The sequence below is a fragment of the Rhizorhabdus histidinilytica genome (assembly GCF_900167915.1).
Classification (GTDB): Bacteria; Pseudomonadota; Alphaproteobacteria; order Sphingomonadales; family Sphingomonadaceae; genus Rhizorhabdus; species Rhizorhabdus histidinilytica.
Genome location: NZ_FUYM01000006.1, coordinates 277,792 through 294,627, shown reverse-complemented (window position 1 = coordinate 294,627; position 16,836 = coordinate 277,792). Strand labels below are relative to the sequence as shown.

Below are 16,836 nucleotides of genomic sequence, written 5' to 3'. Positions count from 1 at the left end.
GCTGTACAAGCTATGTGCCCGAACAACCGCGAATCCGGTCCGGAGTCAGCCCGATATTGTCAGAAAATCGGGTCGGACAGTGAGATTCAGGACCGTTTCGCAAGAAAAGTTGTAAGGAGTTTACAGGCCTGCCATCCGCACTTCCGTTACGGCAAGGCAATGAAGCCTGCCGGCGTTAAATCCTTGGAAACCTGGCGCGCCTAGAATCGCCGTTTCGGAACCGACCCCGGAGTAGGCGATGCGCGGCAAGACGATCGAGGAGGGGCCGCCGCTGCGCCCGCCGCGCGATCATGGCGACCGGCTGGCCGGCGGGGTGACGATCGCCGCGGTGTTGCTGGTCTGCGCCTCGGCCTTCACCGTCGCCGGATCGGTGGCGCGTTCGGTCCAAGGCGCGCTGTCGGTCACCGACAATCTGACCATCTCGGTGCTGTTGCTCAACGTCGCGCTGACCCTGCTCGGCTGGCGCCGCTATCGCGCGCTCAAGCAGGAGGTGGCATTGCGCCGCGCCGCCGAAGCGCGGGCCAGCGAGCTGGCGACCAGCGACCCCCTGACCGGCTTGCTCAACCGCCGCGCGCTCGGCGAGAGCGGGGCGCGGCTGGTCGAGACGTCGCTCGGCCAGCGCCGGCCGGTGGCGATGCTGATGATCGACCTCGACCATTTCAAGTCGGTCAACGATCTGCACGGGCACCTCGCCGGCGACCAGCTTCTCCGCGCCGCTTCCGCCGCGATCGTCGCGCCGCTTCCGCCGCACGCGCTCGCGGCACGGCTCGGCGGCGACGAGTTCGCCTGCGCCTTCGCCTTCGATCCCGACCAGCCGGCGGCGGTCGACCATGTCGCCGACGCGATCCTCGCGCGGATCGCCGAGCCCTTCCTGATCGGCGGGGTCGAGGCGCGGATCGGCGCGTCGATGGGGATCGCCCGCACCGAGGCGGGCTGCCGTACCGTCGACACGCTGATGCGCCGGTCGGACATCGCGCTCTATGCCGCCAAGCGCGCAGGGCGGAACCAGCGCGCCTGGTTCGACGCGAGCATGGAGCGCGAGCTGGAGCTGCGCAACGAGATCGAGCTGGGCCTGCGCGCCGGCATCCCCTCGGGCCGCATCGTCCCCTGGTTCGAGCCGCAGATCGACCTCGCCACCGGCGCGCTGACCGGTTTCGAGCTGCTGGCGCGCTGGGACCATCCCGACCATGGCATCATCGAGCCGGCGGCGTTCATCCCGATCGCCGAGGAATCGGGCCTGATCGGCGAGCTGTCGATGTCGGTGATGCGCGCCGGGATCGAGGAGGCGCGCCACTGGGATCCGTCGCTGCTGCTCAGCGTCAACATCAGCCCGTCGCAGATGCGCGACGCCTGGCTTGCCCAGAAGATCGTCAAGCTGTTGACCGAGACGAGCTTCCCGGCCGAGCGGCTCGAGGTCGAGATCACCGAGGCGGCGCTGTTCGAGAATCTCGGCCTCGCCGCATCGATCGTCGCCAGCCTGAAGAACCAGCGCATCCGCGTCGCGCTCGACGATTTCGGCACCGGCTATTCGAGCCTGACCCATTTGCGCACCCTGCCGCTCGATCGGATCAAGATCGACCGCAGCTTCGTGCTTCGCATGACCGAGGACGCCGAAGCGGCGGCGCTGGTCCGCCTGATCGTCTCGCTCGCCCAGGGACTCGACGTGCCGGTTCTGGCGGAGGGCGTCGAGACCGGCGAGATCGCGGCGATGCTGACCGCGATCGGCTGCACCATGGGGCAGGGCTGGCATTTCGGCCGCCCCGCGCCGGCGCGCACCACCCGCGCCCTGCTCGCGGGACGCGGCCTGCTCTCCGCCGCCAGCCCGATCGCCCGCGACGGCGAGGTGGTCGCGATGCGCCAGCGCCGCCGCAAGCGGGCGTGACCCTAAGTCCTCCCCCCCGCGCAGCGGGGGAGCGGGACCGCGGAGCGGTGGAGGGGCGGCGCGATCAGCGCCGTTGCACGGCGCACCCCTCCACCACCCTGCGGTGGTCCCCCTCCCCGGCGGGGCCGGGGAGGATTTGGCAGCGGCTCTTATGGACTCGGGCCCTTCTAATCCTTAAGTCGCGCGGCGATGCAGGTCCGCTTTCACAAGATGCACGGTCTCGGCAATGATTTCGTCGTGATCGATGCGCGCGTCACCGCGCCGGTCGAGATGACCGCGGCGCGCGCGCGGGCGCTTGCCGACCGCAAGACCGGGGTGGGCTGCGACCAGCTCATCCTGCTCGAACCGTCCGCCGTCGCCGACGCGCGGATGCGGATATTCAACGCCGACGGCAGCGAGGTCGAAGCGTGCGGCAACGCCACCCGTTGCGTCGTCAGCCTGCTCGGCGGCAGCGCGCGGATCGAGACGGTCGCGGGGCTGCTCGAAGGCCGCAGCGCCGGCGATCAGGTCTCGGTCGAACTCGGTGAGCCGCGCTTCGACTGGGATGCGATCCCGCTCGCCTATGCGATGGATACGCGCGCGATGCCAGTCGCCTGGGAGGATCTCGAGGCGCCGATGGCCGCCAATGTCGGCAATCCGCACGTCGTCTTCTTCGTACCCGAGACCGACGCGGTCGCGCTCGACCGGCTCGGGCCGCAGATCGAGACCGATCCGCTGTTCCCCGCGCGGATCAACGTCAACGTCGCCACGGTCGACGACCGCGCGAACATCCGCCTGCGCGTGTGGGAGCGCGGCGTCGGCCTGACCGACGCCTGCGGCACCGGCGCCTGCGCGACCGCGGTGTCGGCGATCCGCGCCGGGCTGGTCGATTCGCCGGTGCGGGTGACGCTGCCCGGCGGGCCGCTGACGATCGACTGGGCGCCGGGTCGGCCGATCATAATGACCGGCCCCGCCACCCATGTCTTCACCGCCGAGACCGACCTGAGCGCCTTCGGGGCCGACGCCCGCGGATGAGCGGTCCCGAGCTGATCACATTGGGGTGCCGGCTCAACATCGCCGAGAGCGAGGCGATGCGCGCGGCGATGGCCGACGCCGACGACCTGGTGATCGTCAACAGCTGCGCGGTCACCGCCGAGGCGGTCAAGCAGGCGCGCAAGGCGATCCGCCAGGCGGCGAAGCGCCGGCCCGAGGCGCGGATCGTCGTCACCGGCTGCGCCGCCCAGACCGATCCGGCGAGCTTCGCGGCGATGCCCGAGGTCGCCCGCGTGATCGGCAATGCCGATAAGGGCCAGGCCGAACTGTTCGCCTTCGATCGCGGCGCGCGCGCCGACGTCCACGTCTCGGATGTCATGGCCGTCCGCGACACCGCGCCGCACATGGCCGCCGCCTTCGCCGCGCACGCCCGCGCCTTCGTCGAGGTGCAGAATGGCTGCGACCATCGCTGCACCTTCTGCGTGATCCCCTATGGCCGCGGCAACAGCCGCTCGGTTCCGGCGGGGATCGTCATCGACCGCATCAAGGCGCTGGTCGACGACGGCCATGCCGAGGTGGTGCTGACCGGGGTCGACCTGACCAGCTACGGTCCCGACCTGCCCGGCGCTCCGAGCCTCGGGCAGCTCGTCGAGCGCATCCTGACGCATGTGCCGGGGCTGCGGCGGCTGCGCCTCTCCTCGCTCGACTCGATCGAGATCGACGACCGGCTGTTCGCGCTGTTGACGCAGGAGGCGCGGATGATGCCGCACGTCCACCTGTCGCTGCAGGCCGGCGACGACCTGATCCTCAAGCGGATGAAGCGCCGCCACAGCCGCGCCCAGGCGGTGGCGATGGTCGAGCGGCTCAAGGCAGCCCGGCCCGACATCGCGATCGGCGCCGACCTGATCGCCGGCTTCCCGACCGAGGACGATGCGATGGCCGCCAACAGCGCCGCACTGATCGACGATTGCGACATCGTCTTCGGCCATGTCTTTCCCTATTCGCCGCGCGCCGGCACCCCCGCCGCGCGGATGCCGCAGCTCGACCGCGCCACCGTGCGCCGCCGCGCCGCCGAGCTGCGCGCGCGGACCGAGGCACGCCGCGACCGCTGGCTGCGAACGCTCGTCGGCACCCGCCAGGCGGTGCTCGCCGAGCGGGGCGGCGCGGGCCATGCGCCCAATTTCGCACGGGTGCGTTTCGAAGGGACCGCGCCCGTGCCGGGTGCGATCGCGGACATCATCATCACCGGCGCCGACGACGGCGCCCTGACCGGAAGAGTGACGGACGAGACGGCATGAGCGAAGCGCGCTGGCACGAGAAGCTGTTCGGGGGCTTCCGCAAGACCTCCGACCGGCTCGGCGAGAATCTGACCGGGCTGTTCGGCAAGGCGGCGCTCGACGAGGCGACCCTCGACGAGATCGAGGAGGCGCTGATCGCCTCCGACCTGGGACCCGCGACGGCGGGGCGCATCCGCGCCCGGCTGAAGGGCGAGATGTTCGACAAGGGTCTCGACGAGCGCGCGCTGCGCGAGATCGTCGCGCAGGAGATCGAGAAGGTGCTGGCGCCGGTCGCCAAGCCGCTCGAGATCGAGGCTTTCCCGCGCCCGCAGGTGATCCTCGTTATCGGCGTCAACGGATCGGGCAAGACGACGACAATCGCCAAGCTCGCGCACCTGCTGCAGGAGCAGGACTATGCGGTGATGCTGGTCGCCGGCGACACCTTTCGCGCCGCCGCGATCGGCCAGCTCAAGGTGTGGGCCGACCGGATCGGCGTGCCGATCATCAGCGGGAAAGAGGGCGGCGATGCGGCCGGCCTGGTGTTCGAAGGGGTCAAGCAGGGTACCGAAAAGGGCATCGACGTGCTGATCGTCGACACCGCCGGTCGTCTGCAGAACAAGGCTGGCCTGATGGACGAGCTGGCGAAGATCAGGAGGGTGCTCGGCCGGCTCAACCCGGCCGCGCCGCACGACGTCCTGCTCGTCCTCGACGCGACGACGGGGCAGAATGCGCTGAGCCAGATCGAGATATTCAAGGAGACCGCGGGCGTGACCGGCCTGATCATGACCAAGCTGGACGGCACCGCGCGCGGCGGCGTGCTGGTCGCGGCGGCCGAGCGCTATGGCATGCCGGTCCATGCGATCGGCCTGGGCGAAGGGGTCGACGACCTCAAACCGTTCGATCCGGCCGAGGTGGCACGCGCCATCGCCGGGGTCGAGAGGATCGGCAAGTGACGGGTGATCGCGCGGTGAAAGCGCCCGCCGAGAAGCGCGAGCCCGCCGCCGGGCTGAAGCTGGCGATCGATCTCGGGCCGCTGCTCGTCTATCTTGTCGCCTATTGGGCGACCAAGAACATCGTGCTGTCGACCGGCATCTTCATGGCGGCGACGCTCGCCGCGATCGTCGGGTCGTGGATCACCGTCCGGCGGGTGTCGGCGATGCTGCTCTTCTCGGGCGCGATGGTGCTGGTGTTCGGCGGGCTCACCGTCTGGCTGCACGACGCGACCTTCATCAAGATGAAGCCGACCGTCTATTATCTGATGGTCGCGGCGATCCTCGGCTTCGGCCTGTTCACCGACCGGCCGACGCTGAAGCTCGTGCTGGGGCAGGCCTATCCCGGGCTGTCCGACCTCGGCTGGACCAAGCTGACCCGCAATTGGGCGCTGTTCTTCGTCGCGATGGCGATCGCCAACGAGGCGGTGTGGCGCACGACCAGCATGGAGTTCTGGCTCGGCTACAAGCTGTGGGGAGCGATGCCGGCGACGATCCTGTTCGCGCTCGCCAATGTGCCGATGCTGATGAAGCACGGCCTGACCACCGAGAAGGCCGAAGACGCGGCATTGCCCCCACAGGGGTGAGGGGCGACCAAAGCTCGATGTAAATCGTTGATTTTCATCGAACTTTCATCAATCTGTCACACTATGCTTACCCGCTATTTACCGGGCGGGGGCTAGGCGTCGCCGGGCAAGGAGCCCGACGATGAGCCGCCAAGACGCGATTGCCCGACCGGCCCGGCCCGATCCGATCGAGGCCGCGATGACGACCGACACGATCGCCGCGACCGCGAATCTGCGCGAGGTGATCGCGCGTTTCCGCGACCAGCCCGAGATGGAGGTTCTGCCCGTCGTCGCCGAGGGCGATCGTCCGGTCGGCGCGGTGCTCGAACGCGATGTCCGCCGGTTGCTACTCAATCCCTTCGGCCATGCGCTGCTGTGCAACCACAGCCTCTACCGCCGGCTCGACGGTTTCGTCAGCCAGGTGCCGGTCGCCGATATCGGCTTGGGACTCGGCCATCTCTTCGCGCTGATCTCGGGCGGGGAAGGGCATGATGCGGTGATCCTGACCGCCGAAGGCCGGTTCCGCGGGGTGGTGAGCGGACGCAACCTGCTGCGCCTGGCGGCCGATCGCGAAGCGGCGCTGGCGGCCGGACGCGCGGCGCGGCTGCGCCGGATCCGCCAGGCGTCGGAGGCTATGCGTGGCGAGGCCGCGTTGCTGTCGCGCGAGATGGCGGGAGCCTCGGCGCAGTTGGAAGATGCCGCCCGGACCATGAACGACCGCGCCGGCGATGCGGGCGCCAAGGGCCTGTCGGTGATGGCGGCGGCGGCGCAGGCGGCCGACAATGTGGGCGCGATCGCCGACCAGGGGCATAGCCTGGTCGAACAGCTGGAGGCGCTCGGCCGCGAGGTCGGCCAGGCGCGCGCCTCGACCGCTCGGGTCGGCGGGCTGGTCGAGGAGGGCGGGATCAAGGCGCGCCAGCTCCAGGACGCGGCGCGCGAGATCGGCGCGGTGGTCGAGACGATCGACACGATCGCGCGGCGGATCAACCTGCTTGCGCTCAACGCGACGATCGAGGCGGCGCATGCCGGCGAGGCCGGGCGCGGCTTCGCGGTGGTCGCAGCGGAGGTCAAGGCGCTCGCCCAGCAGACGCGCGAGGCGGCGCGGCACGTCGCCGGACGGATCATGGGGGTGCGCAGCGGGGTGGGCGAGGTCGCCGCCGGCCAGGCCGGGATCGAGGCGGCGATCGTCGCGCTCGATGGCCTCGCCTCGACGATCGACGATACCGTCGCGCGCAACCATGCGGCCGGCGCGATGATCAGCGCCAACGTCCGCGACGCGGCGGGCGCCAATGCCCATATCCGCGAGCAGGCCGCCGAGATCAGCGCGACCGCGAGCGACGCCGCCGCCGGATCGGGCGCGGTGCTCGACATCGCGCGGTCGCTGAGCGTCGGCGCGGACCGGCTGCAACAGCGGCTCGGCCGTTTCCTGGAGGAGATAGAGGGGGCGTAGAAAACCCTCTCCCCTTGGGGAGAGGGAGGGGCCCATTGCGCAGCAATGGGAGGGAGAGGGCACGCTAGAGCCTTGGCCTCGCCCTTGGGAAGAGTGCGGGACGCTCGGGCTATGCCCTCGCGCCCCTCACCCTGCCCTCTCCCCGGTGGGGAGAGGGTTCACGTCGGCTTAGGCGTCGACGAGCTGGTCGGCCTTGGCGATCGAGTCCTGCTCGATGTTCTGCGACACGAAATCCCAGTTCACGACCTTGCCGAGCACGGTCTTGGCGAAGCGCGGGCGCTCGTTGCGATAGTCGATATAATAAGCGTGCTCCCACACATCGAGCGTCAGCAGCGGCTTGACGTTCTCGAGCGAGAGCGGGGTGTCGCCGTCGTGGAGCGAGGTAACCTTGAGCGCGTCGCCGGCGAGCACCAGCCAGGCCCAGCCGCTGCCGAAATGGCCGACGGCCGCCTCGGCCATCTTCTCGACCAGCCCGTCCTGGCCGCCGAAGCTCGCCTCGATCAGCCTGGCGAGCTTGTCGGACGGCCGGGTCGAGCCCTCGGGCGCGAGGCCCTGCCAGAAGAAGTCGTGGTTCCAGATCTGGCCGGCCTGGTTGGCGAGGGCCCGGTCGTTGCGATCCTTGGCGAGGCGGATCACCTCGACCAGCGACTTGCCTTCGAGGCCCTTCTCCTCGATCCAGCCATTGACCTTGTCGACATATGCCTTGTGGTGCTTGCCATGATGATAGTCGAAGCTCTCGGCGGACAGGACCGGTTCGAGCGCGGCACGATCGAACGGCAGCGGGGGAAGCGAAAAGGCCATGGGGGAATCTCCACGTGATGAGGGGTGCCCCCTTAACGATTCCCAAGGGGGTCAGGTCCAGCAAAAAATCGCTTTTGTGGCGGATTTCCGCCGTTACGCCCCCGGCATCATAATGTGTGACAATGGCGCGGCGAATTCATACACTGGTCCCTGGAAGCGATCCGCCGGGTGAAGGGGCGGACGCAACAAGCAGGGGAACGCCATGGATAAATTCTTCGCCAATCTGCATCTCGTGCTGATCGTCGGCCTGGCCGCCGCGATCGCCCTGATCGCCTATGTCCATCCGGACCAGTCGTTGCTGGTGAACTATGTGTTGCGCTGGTTGCACGTCTTCTTCGGCATCACCTGGATCGGCCTGCTCTACTATTTCAACTTCGTACAGATCCCGACCATGCCGGCGGTCCCCGCCGAGCTGAAGCCGGGCGTGAGCAAATATATCGCTCCCAAGGCGCTGTTCTTCTTCCGCTGGGGTGCGGCGTTCACGGTGCTGACCGGCCTCGCGGTCGCCTACGTCACCGGCTATGTCCACCAGGCGCTGATGCTGTCAGCCGACTATCGCCTGATCGGCATCGGCATGTGGCTGGCGCTGATCATGGCGTTCAACGTCTGGTTCGTGATCTGGCCGGCGCAGAAGAAGGCGCTGGGCATCGTCGACGCCGACGCCGACACCAAGGCCAAGGCGGCGAAGACCGCGATGATCTTCTCGCGGCTCAACACGCTGCTGTCGATCCCGATGCTCTATGCGATGACCAACGCCAATCTCGGCTGATCGTCGCTGGACGGAAACACGAAGGGCCGGGGGATCGATCCTCCGGCCCTTTCCTTATGAACGCTTGATGGGACCTCCTCAGCCCCGCATCCAGCCGTTGAGCCGACGGCGGGCGCCGCGCACGAAGCGGACGAGCGGGACGGGCAGCCGGTCGAGCGTGCCGGGCGCGGATATGTCGGTCCGCGACGGCCGCTGGTGGGCGACCGGCGGCACCGCGAGCCAGGTCGCGAGGTCGGGCCTGGCACGGCGGAACCAGTTATAGGCGCCGTCGACATCCATCGGCCCGCCATCGGAGCTCCCCGCCGGACGGCCGAGCATCGCGTCGAGAAAGCCCGGCAGGCCGTCGATCGCCGCCGGTCCGAAGCCCAGGCAATGGGCGAGCCGGATCGTCAGGGCGGGATCGGCGCGGAGCAGCGGCTCGTCCGCCGGGTGGGTGCCGCCGGGCGGCTCGGGCAGCAGATGGCCGCCGTAGAACAGGCCGAAGCCCTCCGCATCGAGCCGGTCGAGCAGCGGTGGCAGGCGCCGGCCTATCGTCCGGACGAAGTCGCAATCATCCTCCAGCATCAGGATGCGGCGATGGCCTTGTTCGCGTGCCTCGCGCAGCACGCCGAGCTGGCTGAGGAAGGCGCCGCGCGCGCCGACGCTGCGGAACGGCCCCGCGTCGGTCGGACGGACCGCTGCGAACAGCCGCACGCGCGGATCGTCGAAGCCGGTGCCGAGCCGCGCCAGCTCCCCCGCCATCGCCTGCCGCCGGTCGGCGCGGTCGGGCAGGTTGACGACATAGAGGCGGTCGAAGCTGCGGAAGAGCCTTTCCGCCGTCGCCGCGATCCTGGTCATCCCTGGCGGTCGAGCAGGTCGTGCCGGCGCAGCGCGTGGCGGAGCTGGTCGTAGCTGAGCTTGAGCGCGGCCGCGGTGGCGCGCTGGTTGAAGCGGCAGCGCTTGAGCGCATCCTCGAGCAGCGCCTTCTCGTAGAGCAGCACCGCGGCGCGGAAATCGTCGCAACCGACGGGCGGCGCGGCCGAGGGGGCGGCAGCCTGGACGGCCGGCCTCGCCGGCGCTTCGCCGTCATCGCTGTGCGGCGGTGCGACGGGCCGCGCCGCTGCGGGGCGCCAGGGGCTGTCGAACGGATCGAACTCGATCGCGTCGATCGGCCGTTCGGGGTCCTCCCAGCGATAGACCGCGCGCTCGACGACGTTGCGCAGCTCGCGGACGTTGCCGGGCCAGTCATGGCGGGCGAGCTCGGCGGCGGCGGCGGTGCCGAAACCCGGCCAATAGGGCCAGCCGAGCTCGGCCGCCATGCGCCGTCCGAAATGATCGGCGAGCACCGGCACGTCGCCCTCGCGGACGCGCAAGGGGGGCAGGGTGATCACCTCGAAGCTCAGCCGGTCGAGCAGGTCGGCGCGGAAGCGGCCCTGGTCGACCAGGGCGGGCAGATGTTCGTTGGTCGCGGCGACGATGCGGACGTCGACCCGCACCGGGCGCGACGCGCCGATCCGCGTCACCTCGCCATATTCGACCGCGCGCAGCAGCCGCTCCTGCGCGCCGGTCGACAATGTCGCCAGCTCGTCGAGGAAGAGGGTGCCGCCGTCGGCCTCCTCGAACCGGCCCGCGCGCGCCTTGGTCGCGCCGGTGAAGGCGCCCGCCTCATGGCCGAACAGCTCGGCCTCGATCAGCGTCTCGGGCAGCGCCGCACAGTTCATCACGACGAGCGGCCCGTCCCAGCGCGACGACAGGCGGTGGAGGCGCTCGGCGACCAGCTCCTTGCCGGTGCCGCGCTCGCCGATCACCAGCACCGGCCGGTTGAGCGCCGCCGCGCGGCTGGCGCGTTCGACCGAATCGAGGAAGGCCAGCGACTGGCCGATGAACTGGGCTTCGCGTTCCATGGCCGACAGTTGGTATTTTTTGCCAAGTCTTGGCAATAGGAAATCGTGCCAACCCGGGTGGCCGGTGCGAAAACGCTCGGATTTCCGCGATTCCCGAAATTGGCACGGTCCCTGCAAAGCTATTCGCAACACCGGCGCAGGCCGGGATCGAAACGCCAGACCAGGAATGAAGCCATGTTCAAGTTCGACAAGATCGACCTCCAGCGGATCACCGTCTCGACGATCGGTGCCGCGATCCTGTCCGTGATCTGCGTGACCGGTGCCGTCGCTCCGGCGCGCGCCGACATGGTCGCCGCCACGGTGGTCCAGGTCGTCAACTAAGCCGTGGCGTCCGGCTTCGACGGGTATAGGATGCCCACCGGACGCCTCCCTTCGAACCAGCAGTACAGAGCGTAGTCCAAGGAGCCTTGAGATGGGGATTTTCTCCCGAACCCGCGACATCATCGCCGCCAACGTCACCGACCTTCTCGACAAGGCGGAGGATCCGGCGAAGATGATCCGCATGATCATCCTCGAGATGGAGGAGACGCTGGTCGAGGTTCGCGCCTCGGCGGCGCGCACGATCGCCGACCAGAAGGAGCTGCGCCGCCAGATCGCCAAGCTCGACACCGTCCAGGCCAACTGGCTGGAGAAGGCGGAGCTGGCGCTGTCGAAGGACCGCGAGGACCTCGCCAAGGCGGCGCTGGTCGAGAAGCAGAAGGCGGCCGACCTGGCCGAGCAGCTCAACGAGGAGATCGCGCTGCTCGACGAATCGCTCAAGGCGTCCGAGGCCGACATCGCCAAGCTGCAGGGCAAGCTGCGCGAGGCGCGCGCCCGCCAGAACAGCATCGTCACCCGTCTCGAATCGGCGAACAACCGCGCCCGCATGCGCGAGATGTACGCCGGCCCGAAGATCGATGAGGCCTTCTCGCGCTTCGAGCTGCTCGAACGCCGGGTCGACTATGCCGAGGGCCGCGCCGAAGCGGCGGGCATGGGCGGCGCGCCCAAGACGCTCGAGGAGGAGATCGCCGAGCTGCGCTCCTCCGACAAGGTCGATGCCGAGCTGGCCGCGCTGAAGGCCAAGGCATCGGGCAAGGGAGCCTGACCCCATGGAAGACATCCTCGTTCCGATCGTCGTCGTCGGCATCCTCTTCCTGGGCCTGCCCTGGCTGATCTTCCACTACGTCACCCAGTGGAAGAAGAATGGCGGCCTGACGGTCGAGGACGAGAAGCTGCTCGACGACATGCATGAGATGGCCCGCCGGCTCGACGATCGGCTCGGCACGCTGGAACGGATCCTGGACAGCCAGGATCCCGCCTGGCGCCCCCGCCAGAGCGTCGACCGCGCCCGTGAGGAGGAGTGGCGCCGCGACAATTGATCGCAGGCAGCCCCCGCAACAGGAAGGAAGTTCGAAATGTCCGCTCGCCGCACCAAATTCTACCTCGACAAGCGCAATCGCAAATGGCTGGGCGTCTGCGCCGGACTGGCCGACTACACCGGCATCGACGTCACCCTGATCCGGGTCGGCGTTGTGATCCTGACCTTCGTCACCTTTCCCTGGGCGCTGGTCGCCTATCTGGTGGTGAACTGGCTGGCCAACGACAAGCCGGGCGAGTTCTACGGCACCAGTCGCGAGGACGAGAAATTCTGGCAGGCGGTCCGCGCCCGGCCCGGTGCCTCGGTCCGCGACGTCCGCGCCCGGTTCCGCGACATCGACCGCCGCATCGCCGACATCGAGGCGCACGTGACCAGCCACAACTCGGCTCTCGCCCGCGAGATCGACGCTCTGCGCTGAATCGCGACCGGATATTTCACCGGTCCGGCTCACCAGGAAACAGGATTACACGACCAGCGCCGTTCGTCGACGCGCCATGCCGTTCGTCGAAAAAAATTAGACAGACATTGATGTAAATAGGGATCGACTCAGGGTTTAGGGGTTCCGACGATGACTTTCCCATTCGAAGCCTTCGCACCCGTCGCCGCGCTGCTCGGCGTGCTCGGCCTGGGGGCCTGGGTGTTCACCACCTGGCTCCGTATCCGCCACGGCTATCCGCTGGAGAACAGCTGGGGCAAGGCGGTCTATCCGCGCACCAGTGACGAGACGACCGAGCGGGTCAGGCTGCTCTCGACCGAGAACGCCCAGCTCCGCGCCGAACTGTCGGCGGTCAAGGACCGGCTCGCCACCGTCGAGCGGATCGTCACCGACGGCAGCTATCGCCTCGATCGCGAGATCGACGCGCTGCGCGGCCCGGCCAACTGATCGCGAAGGGTACCACCATGATCAACGTCTTCGCCTTCACCGTGCTCAGCATCCCGATCCTCGGCATCCTCGCCTGGGTCGTGACCGACTGGTTTCGCCTCAAGGAACGGCAGATCCAGGCGATCTCCGCCGAAGCCGCCGAGAAGGCCGCGCAATATGCGGCCAAGACCGAACGGCTCGAACAGCGGGTCGCGGTGCTCGAGCGCATCCTCACCGACCGCTCGACCGTGCTGGCCGACGAGATCGACCGACTGCGCGATCAGCCGCTCAACTGAACGTCCGATTTCGGAGAGAGACCATGAATCCGTTCGAAATGGTGGTGCTGATCGTCGCGATCACCGCGATCGCGAGCGTGATGCGGGCCAAATATGGCGTCGTCCGGCGCGGCAAGGGCGAGGAATTCGTCCGCCCCGACACCGGCGAGAACGACCGGCTCCGCGAGGAACTGCGTGCGCTCAAGGAGCGGGTCGCGGTGCTCGAGCGGATCGCCACCGAGAATGACCGCGGGCTGTCGCTCGATCGCGAGATCGAAGCGCTGCGGCACCGCGATTGAGTAGGGAACGAGAACGATGAGCGATCCCATTATCTGGATGACAGTCAGCGGCGCCGGGCTGTTCGGCCTGTGCGTCGTCGCCTGGGCCGGCCTGAGCGGCTGGCGCGGCTGGCTGGAGCTCGAGCGGATGAAGCTCGAACGCCGGCCCGTACCGGCGGCCGAACCTGCCGGCGGCCCTTCGCCCGCCGCCCGCATCGAGCTGGCCGATCTCAAGGAACGCATCCGCAAGCTGGAGGCGATCGCGGCCGGGGTCGACCTCTGAGGCGATCGTTCCGGTCTTGACCGATCGTTGGCGGGCGCCGCTCAGGTGCTCCGCGTGCGGGGAAGGCCGGCCAGCAGCAGCCAGGCGGCCAGGGCGGCCTCGCCCGCCAGCGGCAGCATGTCCAGTGCGCCGGGGAGGGCGTGCCGGGCGGCAGGGGCCGCGATCCAGAGCAGCCGGGTCACGATATGGGCCAGCCCCCCGGCCATCATCAGCAGGCCGATCGGAAGCGGCAGCAGGCGACTCGTGACGCATAGGATGCCGATCAGAAGGCAATAGACGCCGAAGAAGACGAGGCTGATCCCATAGAGGTCGCCATGGAGGTCGAGAGCCAGTTGCGCGAGCAGGTCCGGCCGCGCGAGACCTTGATATTCCGACAGCGCGAGGGGAGCCAGATGGAGCATCCCGGCGACCGCCAGGACGGCGATGCCGATCAGGCTGAAGCCGGCCGCGACCAGCGACAGGGACCGGGCGCCGGTTGCGAACAGCCTGTAGAGAAGCGCGGTGACGGCGATGTAGCAGCCCAGCATGGCGAGGTCGGCCGCCTCGCCCAGCCTGTACCAGCTTTGCTGATGGACGATGTTGGACGCCGTGGTCGCGGCGTCGGCAGCGCGGACGCGCGCACGCACCCCGATTTCGGCGAACAGTCCGAATGCGATCGTCCCGAGGTAGAGCGCGCCGGCCCATCGGGCGGCCGCCCCGGAGATACCGGGCGGCGCGACGGCGGCGCCGGCGTTCAGGGTCCTGGGCAAGCGGCTCTCCCTCTGGATGTATTATTCCGATAATACACCATGGGACGCCCCGGGCAACGGCGCGCGTCGATCCGGATGACGCGGACCCGAAAATCCTCTAGTCCGCTCGCCATGACCGAGCCTGCCCGTCTTGCCGACATCCGTGAAGAATATGAATTCCTCGATGGCGACGACCGCTATCGCCTGCTGATCGAACTGGGCCGCGCGCTCGAACCGATGCCCGACGCGCTCAAGACCGATGCGACGCTGGTGCGCGGCTGCTCGGCCTCGGTGTGGGTCTATCCGACCGTGGCGGGAGACGGCACGCTCCACTTCCTCGCCGACAGCAACGCCGCGATCACGAAGGGGATCATCGCGCTCGTCCTGGCGACCGTGCAGGATCGGCCAGCCGCCGAGATCCGCGATACCGACATCGCCGCGCTGCTCGAACCCTTCGACCTCAAGAACCAGCTCAGCTCGAACCGAACCCAGGGGATACCGAACATGATCGCGCTGATCCGCTCGACCGCCGAGCGCTACGCATGAAGCGCCGGCTTGCCCTCCTGCTGCTCGCCGCGCTGCCGCTGACGATGCCGGCCTGCGCCGCCGAGCCGCCCGCCCAGGCGACCGCTTTCGAGACCGGCAAGCTCGCCATCGCCGGGGAAGCGTTCGCGCCGTCGGAGGTGCTCGACGCCCGCGCGCTGCCCGACGTCAACGGCAAGGTCGGCATCATGCTGACCCTGACCCCCGCCGCCGCCCGGCGGCTGGAGGCGATCACCGGATCGCTGGTCGGCAAGCCGATGCTGGTCGCGCTCGACGGCAAGACGCTCGCCGCCGAGCTGGTCCGCAAGCCGGTCACCGACGGGGTGATCGAGATTCCCGGCCGCTGGAACCTGACCGACGGCGAGGCGCTTGCCCGTCGCATCTCCGGCAGGGACCCGCTGCCCGACGACCTCTCGGCGGAATAGAAACCCCGTCATCCCGTCGGAGAGAGAGGCGGTGGCACCCGATGCCGCTTGCCGCGTTCTCCCGTCATGCCGCGCCGCCCGATCGACCCGCCCGACACGATCGATTCCGTTCCCGGCATAACCCGCATCCGACGCGGCGGCGGGTGGCGCTTCGTCGCCCCCGACGGGTCGACGGTCCGCGACCCCGACGAACGGATGCGGATACTGGCGCTCGGCATCCCGCCCGCCTGGCGCCGGGTATGGATCAACCCCGATCCGGACGCGCCGGTCCAAGCGACGGGCATCGATGCCGCCGGGCGCAAGCAATATCGCTATAACAGCGCGTGGCGCGAGGCGCGCGACGAGGAGAAATTCGCGGCCCTTCCCGAATTCGCCGCGCACCTGCCCCGCCTGCGCGCCGTCGTCCGCCGCGCGCTGCGCAGCGACGATCCGTGGGAGCGCGCGCGGGCGGCGGCGGTGCGGCTGCTCGACGGTTTCGCGATCCGGGTCGGTTCCGACGATTCGGCGGCGCGCGGCAGCTTCGGCGCGACGACGCTGCTCAACCGCCATGCCCGGATCGACGGCGACGCGATCCGGCTCTGCTTCTTCGGCAAGCACGGCATCCGCGCCGACCTGTCGGGGCGCGACGCGGCGCTGGCGGCGGCGCTCGCCGAGCTCAAGCAGGCGGGGGCGGGCGAGCTGTTCGCGATGCGGTCGGGGGTGCGGGTGCGCGCCGCCGATATCAACCAGTGGATCGCCGAGCTGACCGATGGCAGCGGCACCGCCAAGACCTTCCGGACCTGGCGTGCCTGCGCGGTCGCGGCGGGGATGCTCGCGCGCGGGCGGCGGACCTCGGTCAAGACGCTGCTGGGCGAGGTGGCGCGCCAGCTCGGCAACACGCCGGCGGTGTGCCGCAAATCCTATGTCGCCCCGGTCTTCATCGAGATGGCCAAGGCGGGTCGCTGGATCGAGACGATCCCGGCCACGCCGCGCAGCCTGCGCGCGAACGAGCGGGCGAGCCTGGCAGTGCTGACCGGCCGGATCTGATCCCGGCCGCTCCGGTCAGAGCGGCGCGACTCCCGGCCGCGGCTGGACGGCCTCGATCGCCAGCTGCAGCTCGCCGAGGGTGCACGGCTTGCGCAGCACCTGGTCGCCCGCTTCCGCGGGGGTGAACTGGTCGACGCCGCTGAAGAAGATCACCGGCATTTCGGGATGGGTCCGGCGCGCGAGCCGGGCAAGGTCCGGGCCACCGGGGCCGCCGGGCATATGGATGTCGGTGACGAGCAGGTCGAATCCGTCGCCTTCCTCGATCGTCCGCGTCGCGGGGGCGCCGCCGATCGCCTCGACCACCTCATGGCCGAGCGCGCGCAGCAGATCCGAGGTGATGGAGAGGACGAGCCCATCGTCGTCGACGCACAGGATACGCAACATGAACCTCCCTCGGCGGAAAGATCGTTACGAGATCGTCATGGTCCGCCGTTACGTCATCGTATCGGCAAGCGCGTGTCGAGGCAATT

At 69.1% G+C, this 16,836-nt stretch carries 23 protein-coding genes; 18 read left to right on the top strand and 5 right to left on the bottom strand.

Features of this window, described 5'->3' with window-relative positions:
• Positions 1-238 precede the first annotated feature (238 nt).
• The 6 genes from B5X82_RS15410 (at position 239) to B5X82_RS15385 (ending at position 7,136) form a co-directional block, all read left to right on the top strand.
• Positions 239-1,882: a putative bifunctional diguanylate cyclase/phosphodiesterase gene (locus tag B5X82_RS15410; RefSeq protein ID WP_079649035.1), complete on the top strand. Its 1,644-nt coding sequence runs from the start codon at positions 239-241 to the stop codon at positions 1,880-1,882.
• Positions 1,883-2,071: 189 nt separating this feature from the next.
• Positions 2,072-2,896: a diaminopimelate epimerase gene (dapF, locus tag B5X82_RS15405; protein WP_079649034.1), complete on the top strand. Its 825-nt coding sequence runs from the start codon at positions 2,072-2,074 to the stop codon at positions 2,894-2,896.
• Positions 2,893-4,152: a tRNA (N(6)-L-threonylcarbamoyladenosine(37)-C(2))-methylthiotransferase MtaB gene (mtaB, locus tag B5X82_RS15400; protein ID WP_079649033.1), complete on the top strand. Its 1,260-nt coding sequence runs from the start codon at positions 2,893-2,895 to the stop codon at positions 4,150-4,152. Before dapF ends, mtaB begins: the two co-directional genes overlap by 4 nt.
• The gene (gene ftsY, locus B5X82_RS15395) at positions 4,149-5,084 is read left to right on the top strand and encodes a signal recognition particle-docking protein FtsY (RefSeq protein WP_079649032.1); all 936 of its coding nucleotides are present in this window, start codon (positions 4,149-4,151) and stop codon (positions 5,082-5,084) included. The genes mtaB and ftsY overlap by 4 nt, the downstream gene beginning before the upstream one ends.
• Positions 5,081-5,707, top strand: coding sequence for a septation protein A (locus B5X82_RS15390; RefSeq protein WP_079649031.1), 627 nt, complete (start codon positions 5,081-5,083; stop codon positions 5,705-5,707). Before ftsY ends, B5X82_RS15390 begins: the two co-directional genes overlap by 4 nt.
• Before the next feature lie 121 nt (positions 5,708-5,828).
• Positions 5,829-7,136, top strand: a complete 1,308-nt coding sequence (locus tag B5X82_RS15385) for a methyl-accepting chemotaxis protein (protein ID WP_079649030.1) — start codon at positions 5,829-5,831, stop codon at positions 7,134-7,136.
• Positions 7,137-7,304: 168 nt separating this feature from the next.
• On the opposite strand, the gene B5X82_RS15380 is transcribed toward B5X82_RS15385, so the two are convergent.
• Positions 7,305-7,937 carry a superoxide dismutase gene (locus tag B5X82_RS15380; RefSeq protein WP_079649029.1) on the bottom strand — a complete coding sequence of 211 codons (633 nt, stop codon included), beginning with the start codon at positions 7,935-7,937 and terminating at the stop codon, positions 7,305-7,307.
• A 202-nt stretch (positions 7,938-8,139) separates the two neighbouring features.
• On the opposite strand from B5X82_RS15380, the gene B5X82_RS15375 reads away from it, so the two are divergent.
• Positions 8,140-8,706, top strand: a complete 567-nt coding sequence (locus B5X82_RS15375) for a urate hydroxylase PuuD (RefSeq protein ID WP_079649028.1) — start codon at positions 8,140-8,142, stop codon at positions 8,704-8,706.
• Positions 8,707-8,784: 78 nt separating this feature from the next.
• On the opposite strand, the gene B5X82_RS15370 is transcribed toward B5X82_RS15375, so the two are convergent.
• A complete protein-coding gene (locus B5X82_RS15370; protein ID WP_079649027.1) occupies positions 8,785-9,543 on the bottom strand; it encodes a glycosyltransferase family 25 protein in 759 nt (252 codons plus the stop codon).
• Positions 9,540-10,589, bottom strand: a complete 1,050-nt coding sequence (gene pspF / locus B5X82_RS15365) for a phage shock protein operon transcriptional activator (protein WP_079649026.1) — start codon at positions 10,587-10,589, stop codon at positions 9,540-9,542. The genes B5X82_RS15370 and pspF overlap by 4 nt, the downstream gene beginning before the upstream one ends.
• Positions 10,590-10,763: 174 nt before the next feature.
• On the opposite strand from pspF, the gene B5X82_RS26810 reads away from it, so the two are divergent.
• The 8 genes from B5X82_RS26810 (at position 10,764) to B5X82_RS15330 (ending at position 13,644) form a co-directional block, all read left to right on the top strand.
• Positions 10,764-10,910 (top strand): hypothetical protein, encoded by a 147-nt coding sequence (locus B5X82_RS26810; protein WP_176152572.1) that lies wholly within the window; start codon positions 10,764-10,766, stop codon positions 10,908-10,910.
• Positions 10,911-11,001: 91 nt separating this feature from the next.
• Positions 11,002-11,673 carry a phage shock protein PspA gene (pspA, locus tag B5X82_RS15360; protein WP_079649025.1) on the top strand — a complete coding sequence of 224 codons (672 nt, stop codon included), beginning with the start codon at positions 11,002-11,004 and terminating at the stop codon, positions 11,671-11,673.
• Positions 11,674-11,677: 4 nt separating this feature from the next.
• Complete coding sequence (pspB, locus tag B5X82_RS15355; RefSeq protein ID WP_079649024.1) at positions 11,678-11,947, top strand: envelope stress response membrane protein PspB; 270 nt, start codon at positions 11,678-11,680, stop codon at positions 11,945-11,947.
• 36 nt (positions 11,948-11,983) lie between these two features.
• The gene (pspC, locus tag B5X82_RS15350; protein WP_079649023.1) at positions 11,984-12,364 is read left to right on the top strand and encodes an envelope stress response membrane protein PspC; all 381 of its coding nucleotides are present in this window, start codon (positions 11,984-11,986) and stop codon (positions 12,362-12,364) included.
• A gap of 150 nt (positions 12,365-12,514) precedes the next feature.
• Entirely contained in the window at positions 12,515-12,829 is a 315-nt protein-coding gene (locus tag B5X82_RS15345; RefSeq protein ID WP_079649022.1) for a hypothetical protein, read from the top strand.
• 17 nt (positions 12,830-12,846) lie between these two features.
• A complete protein-coding gene (locus B5X82_RS15340; RefSeq protein ID WP_079649021.1) occupies positions 12,847-13,104 on the top strand; it encodes a hypothetical protein in 258 nt (85 codons plus the stop codon).
• 23 nt (positions 13,105-13,127) lie between these two features.
• A complete protein-coding gene (locus B5X82_RS15335; RefSeq protein WP_012049144.1) occupies positions 13,128-13,382 on the top strand; it encodes a hypothetical protein in 255 nt (84 codons plus the stop codon).
• A 16-nt stretch (positions 13,383-13,398) separates the two neighbouring features.
• Positions 13,399-13,644 (top strand): hypothetical protein, encoded by a 246-nt coding sequence (locus tag B5X82_RS15330; protein WP_079649020.1) that lies wholly within the window; start codon positions 13,399-13,401, stop codon positions 13,642-13,644.
• 41 nt (positions 13,645-13,685) lie between these two features.
• Here the strand turns inward: B5X82_RS15330 and B5X82_RS15325 are convergent, their stop codons facing one another.
• Positions 13,686-14,393 carry a DUF4386 domain-containing protein gene (locus tag B5X82_RS15325; protein WP_235862706.1) on the bottom strand — a complete coding sequence of 236 codons (708 nt, stop codon included), beginning with the start codon at positions 14,391-14,393 and terminating at the stop codon, positions 13,686-13,688.
• 111 nt (positions 14,394-14,504) lie between these two features.
• Here B5X82_RS15325 and B5X82_RS15320 point away from each other — a divergent pair, with 111 nt between their 5' ends.
• The 3 genes from B5X82_RS15320 to B5X82_RS15310 are packed head-to-tail and all read left to right on the top strand — an operon-like array spanning position 14,505 to position 16,366.
• The gene (locus B5X82_RS15320) at positions 14,505-14,918 is read left to right on the top strand and encodes a SufE family protein (protein ID WP_079649019.1); all 414 of its coding nucleotides are present in this window, start codon (positions 14,505-14,507) and stop codon (positions 14,916-14,918) included.
• On the top strand, positions 14,915-15,340 hold the full coding sequence (locus tag B5X82_RS15315) for a SecDF P1 head subdomain-containing protein (protein WP_079649018.1): 426 nt from the start codon (positions 14,915-14,917) through the stop codon (positions 15,338-15,340). The genes B5X82_RS15320 and B5X82_RS15315 overlap by 4 nt, the downstream gene beginning before the upstream one ends.
• Positions 15,341-15,388: 48 nt before the next feature.
• Positions 15,389-16,366, top strand: coding sequence for a DNA topoisomerase IB (locus B5X82_RS15310; protein WP_235862705.1), 978 nt, complete (start codon positions 15,389-15,391; stop codon positions 16,364-16,366).
• Positions 16,367-16,381: 15 nt separating this feature from the next.
• Here the strand turns inward: B5X82_RS15310 and B5X82_RS15305 are convergent, their stop codons facing one another.
• On the bottom strand, positions 16,382-16,750 hold the full coding sequence (locus B5X82_RS15305; RefSeq protein ID WP_079649016.1) for a response regulator: 369 nt from the start codon (positions 16,748-16,750) through the stop codon (positions 16,382-16,384).
• Between the last annotated feature and the right edge of the window lie 86 nt (positions 16,751-16,836).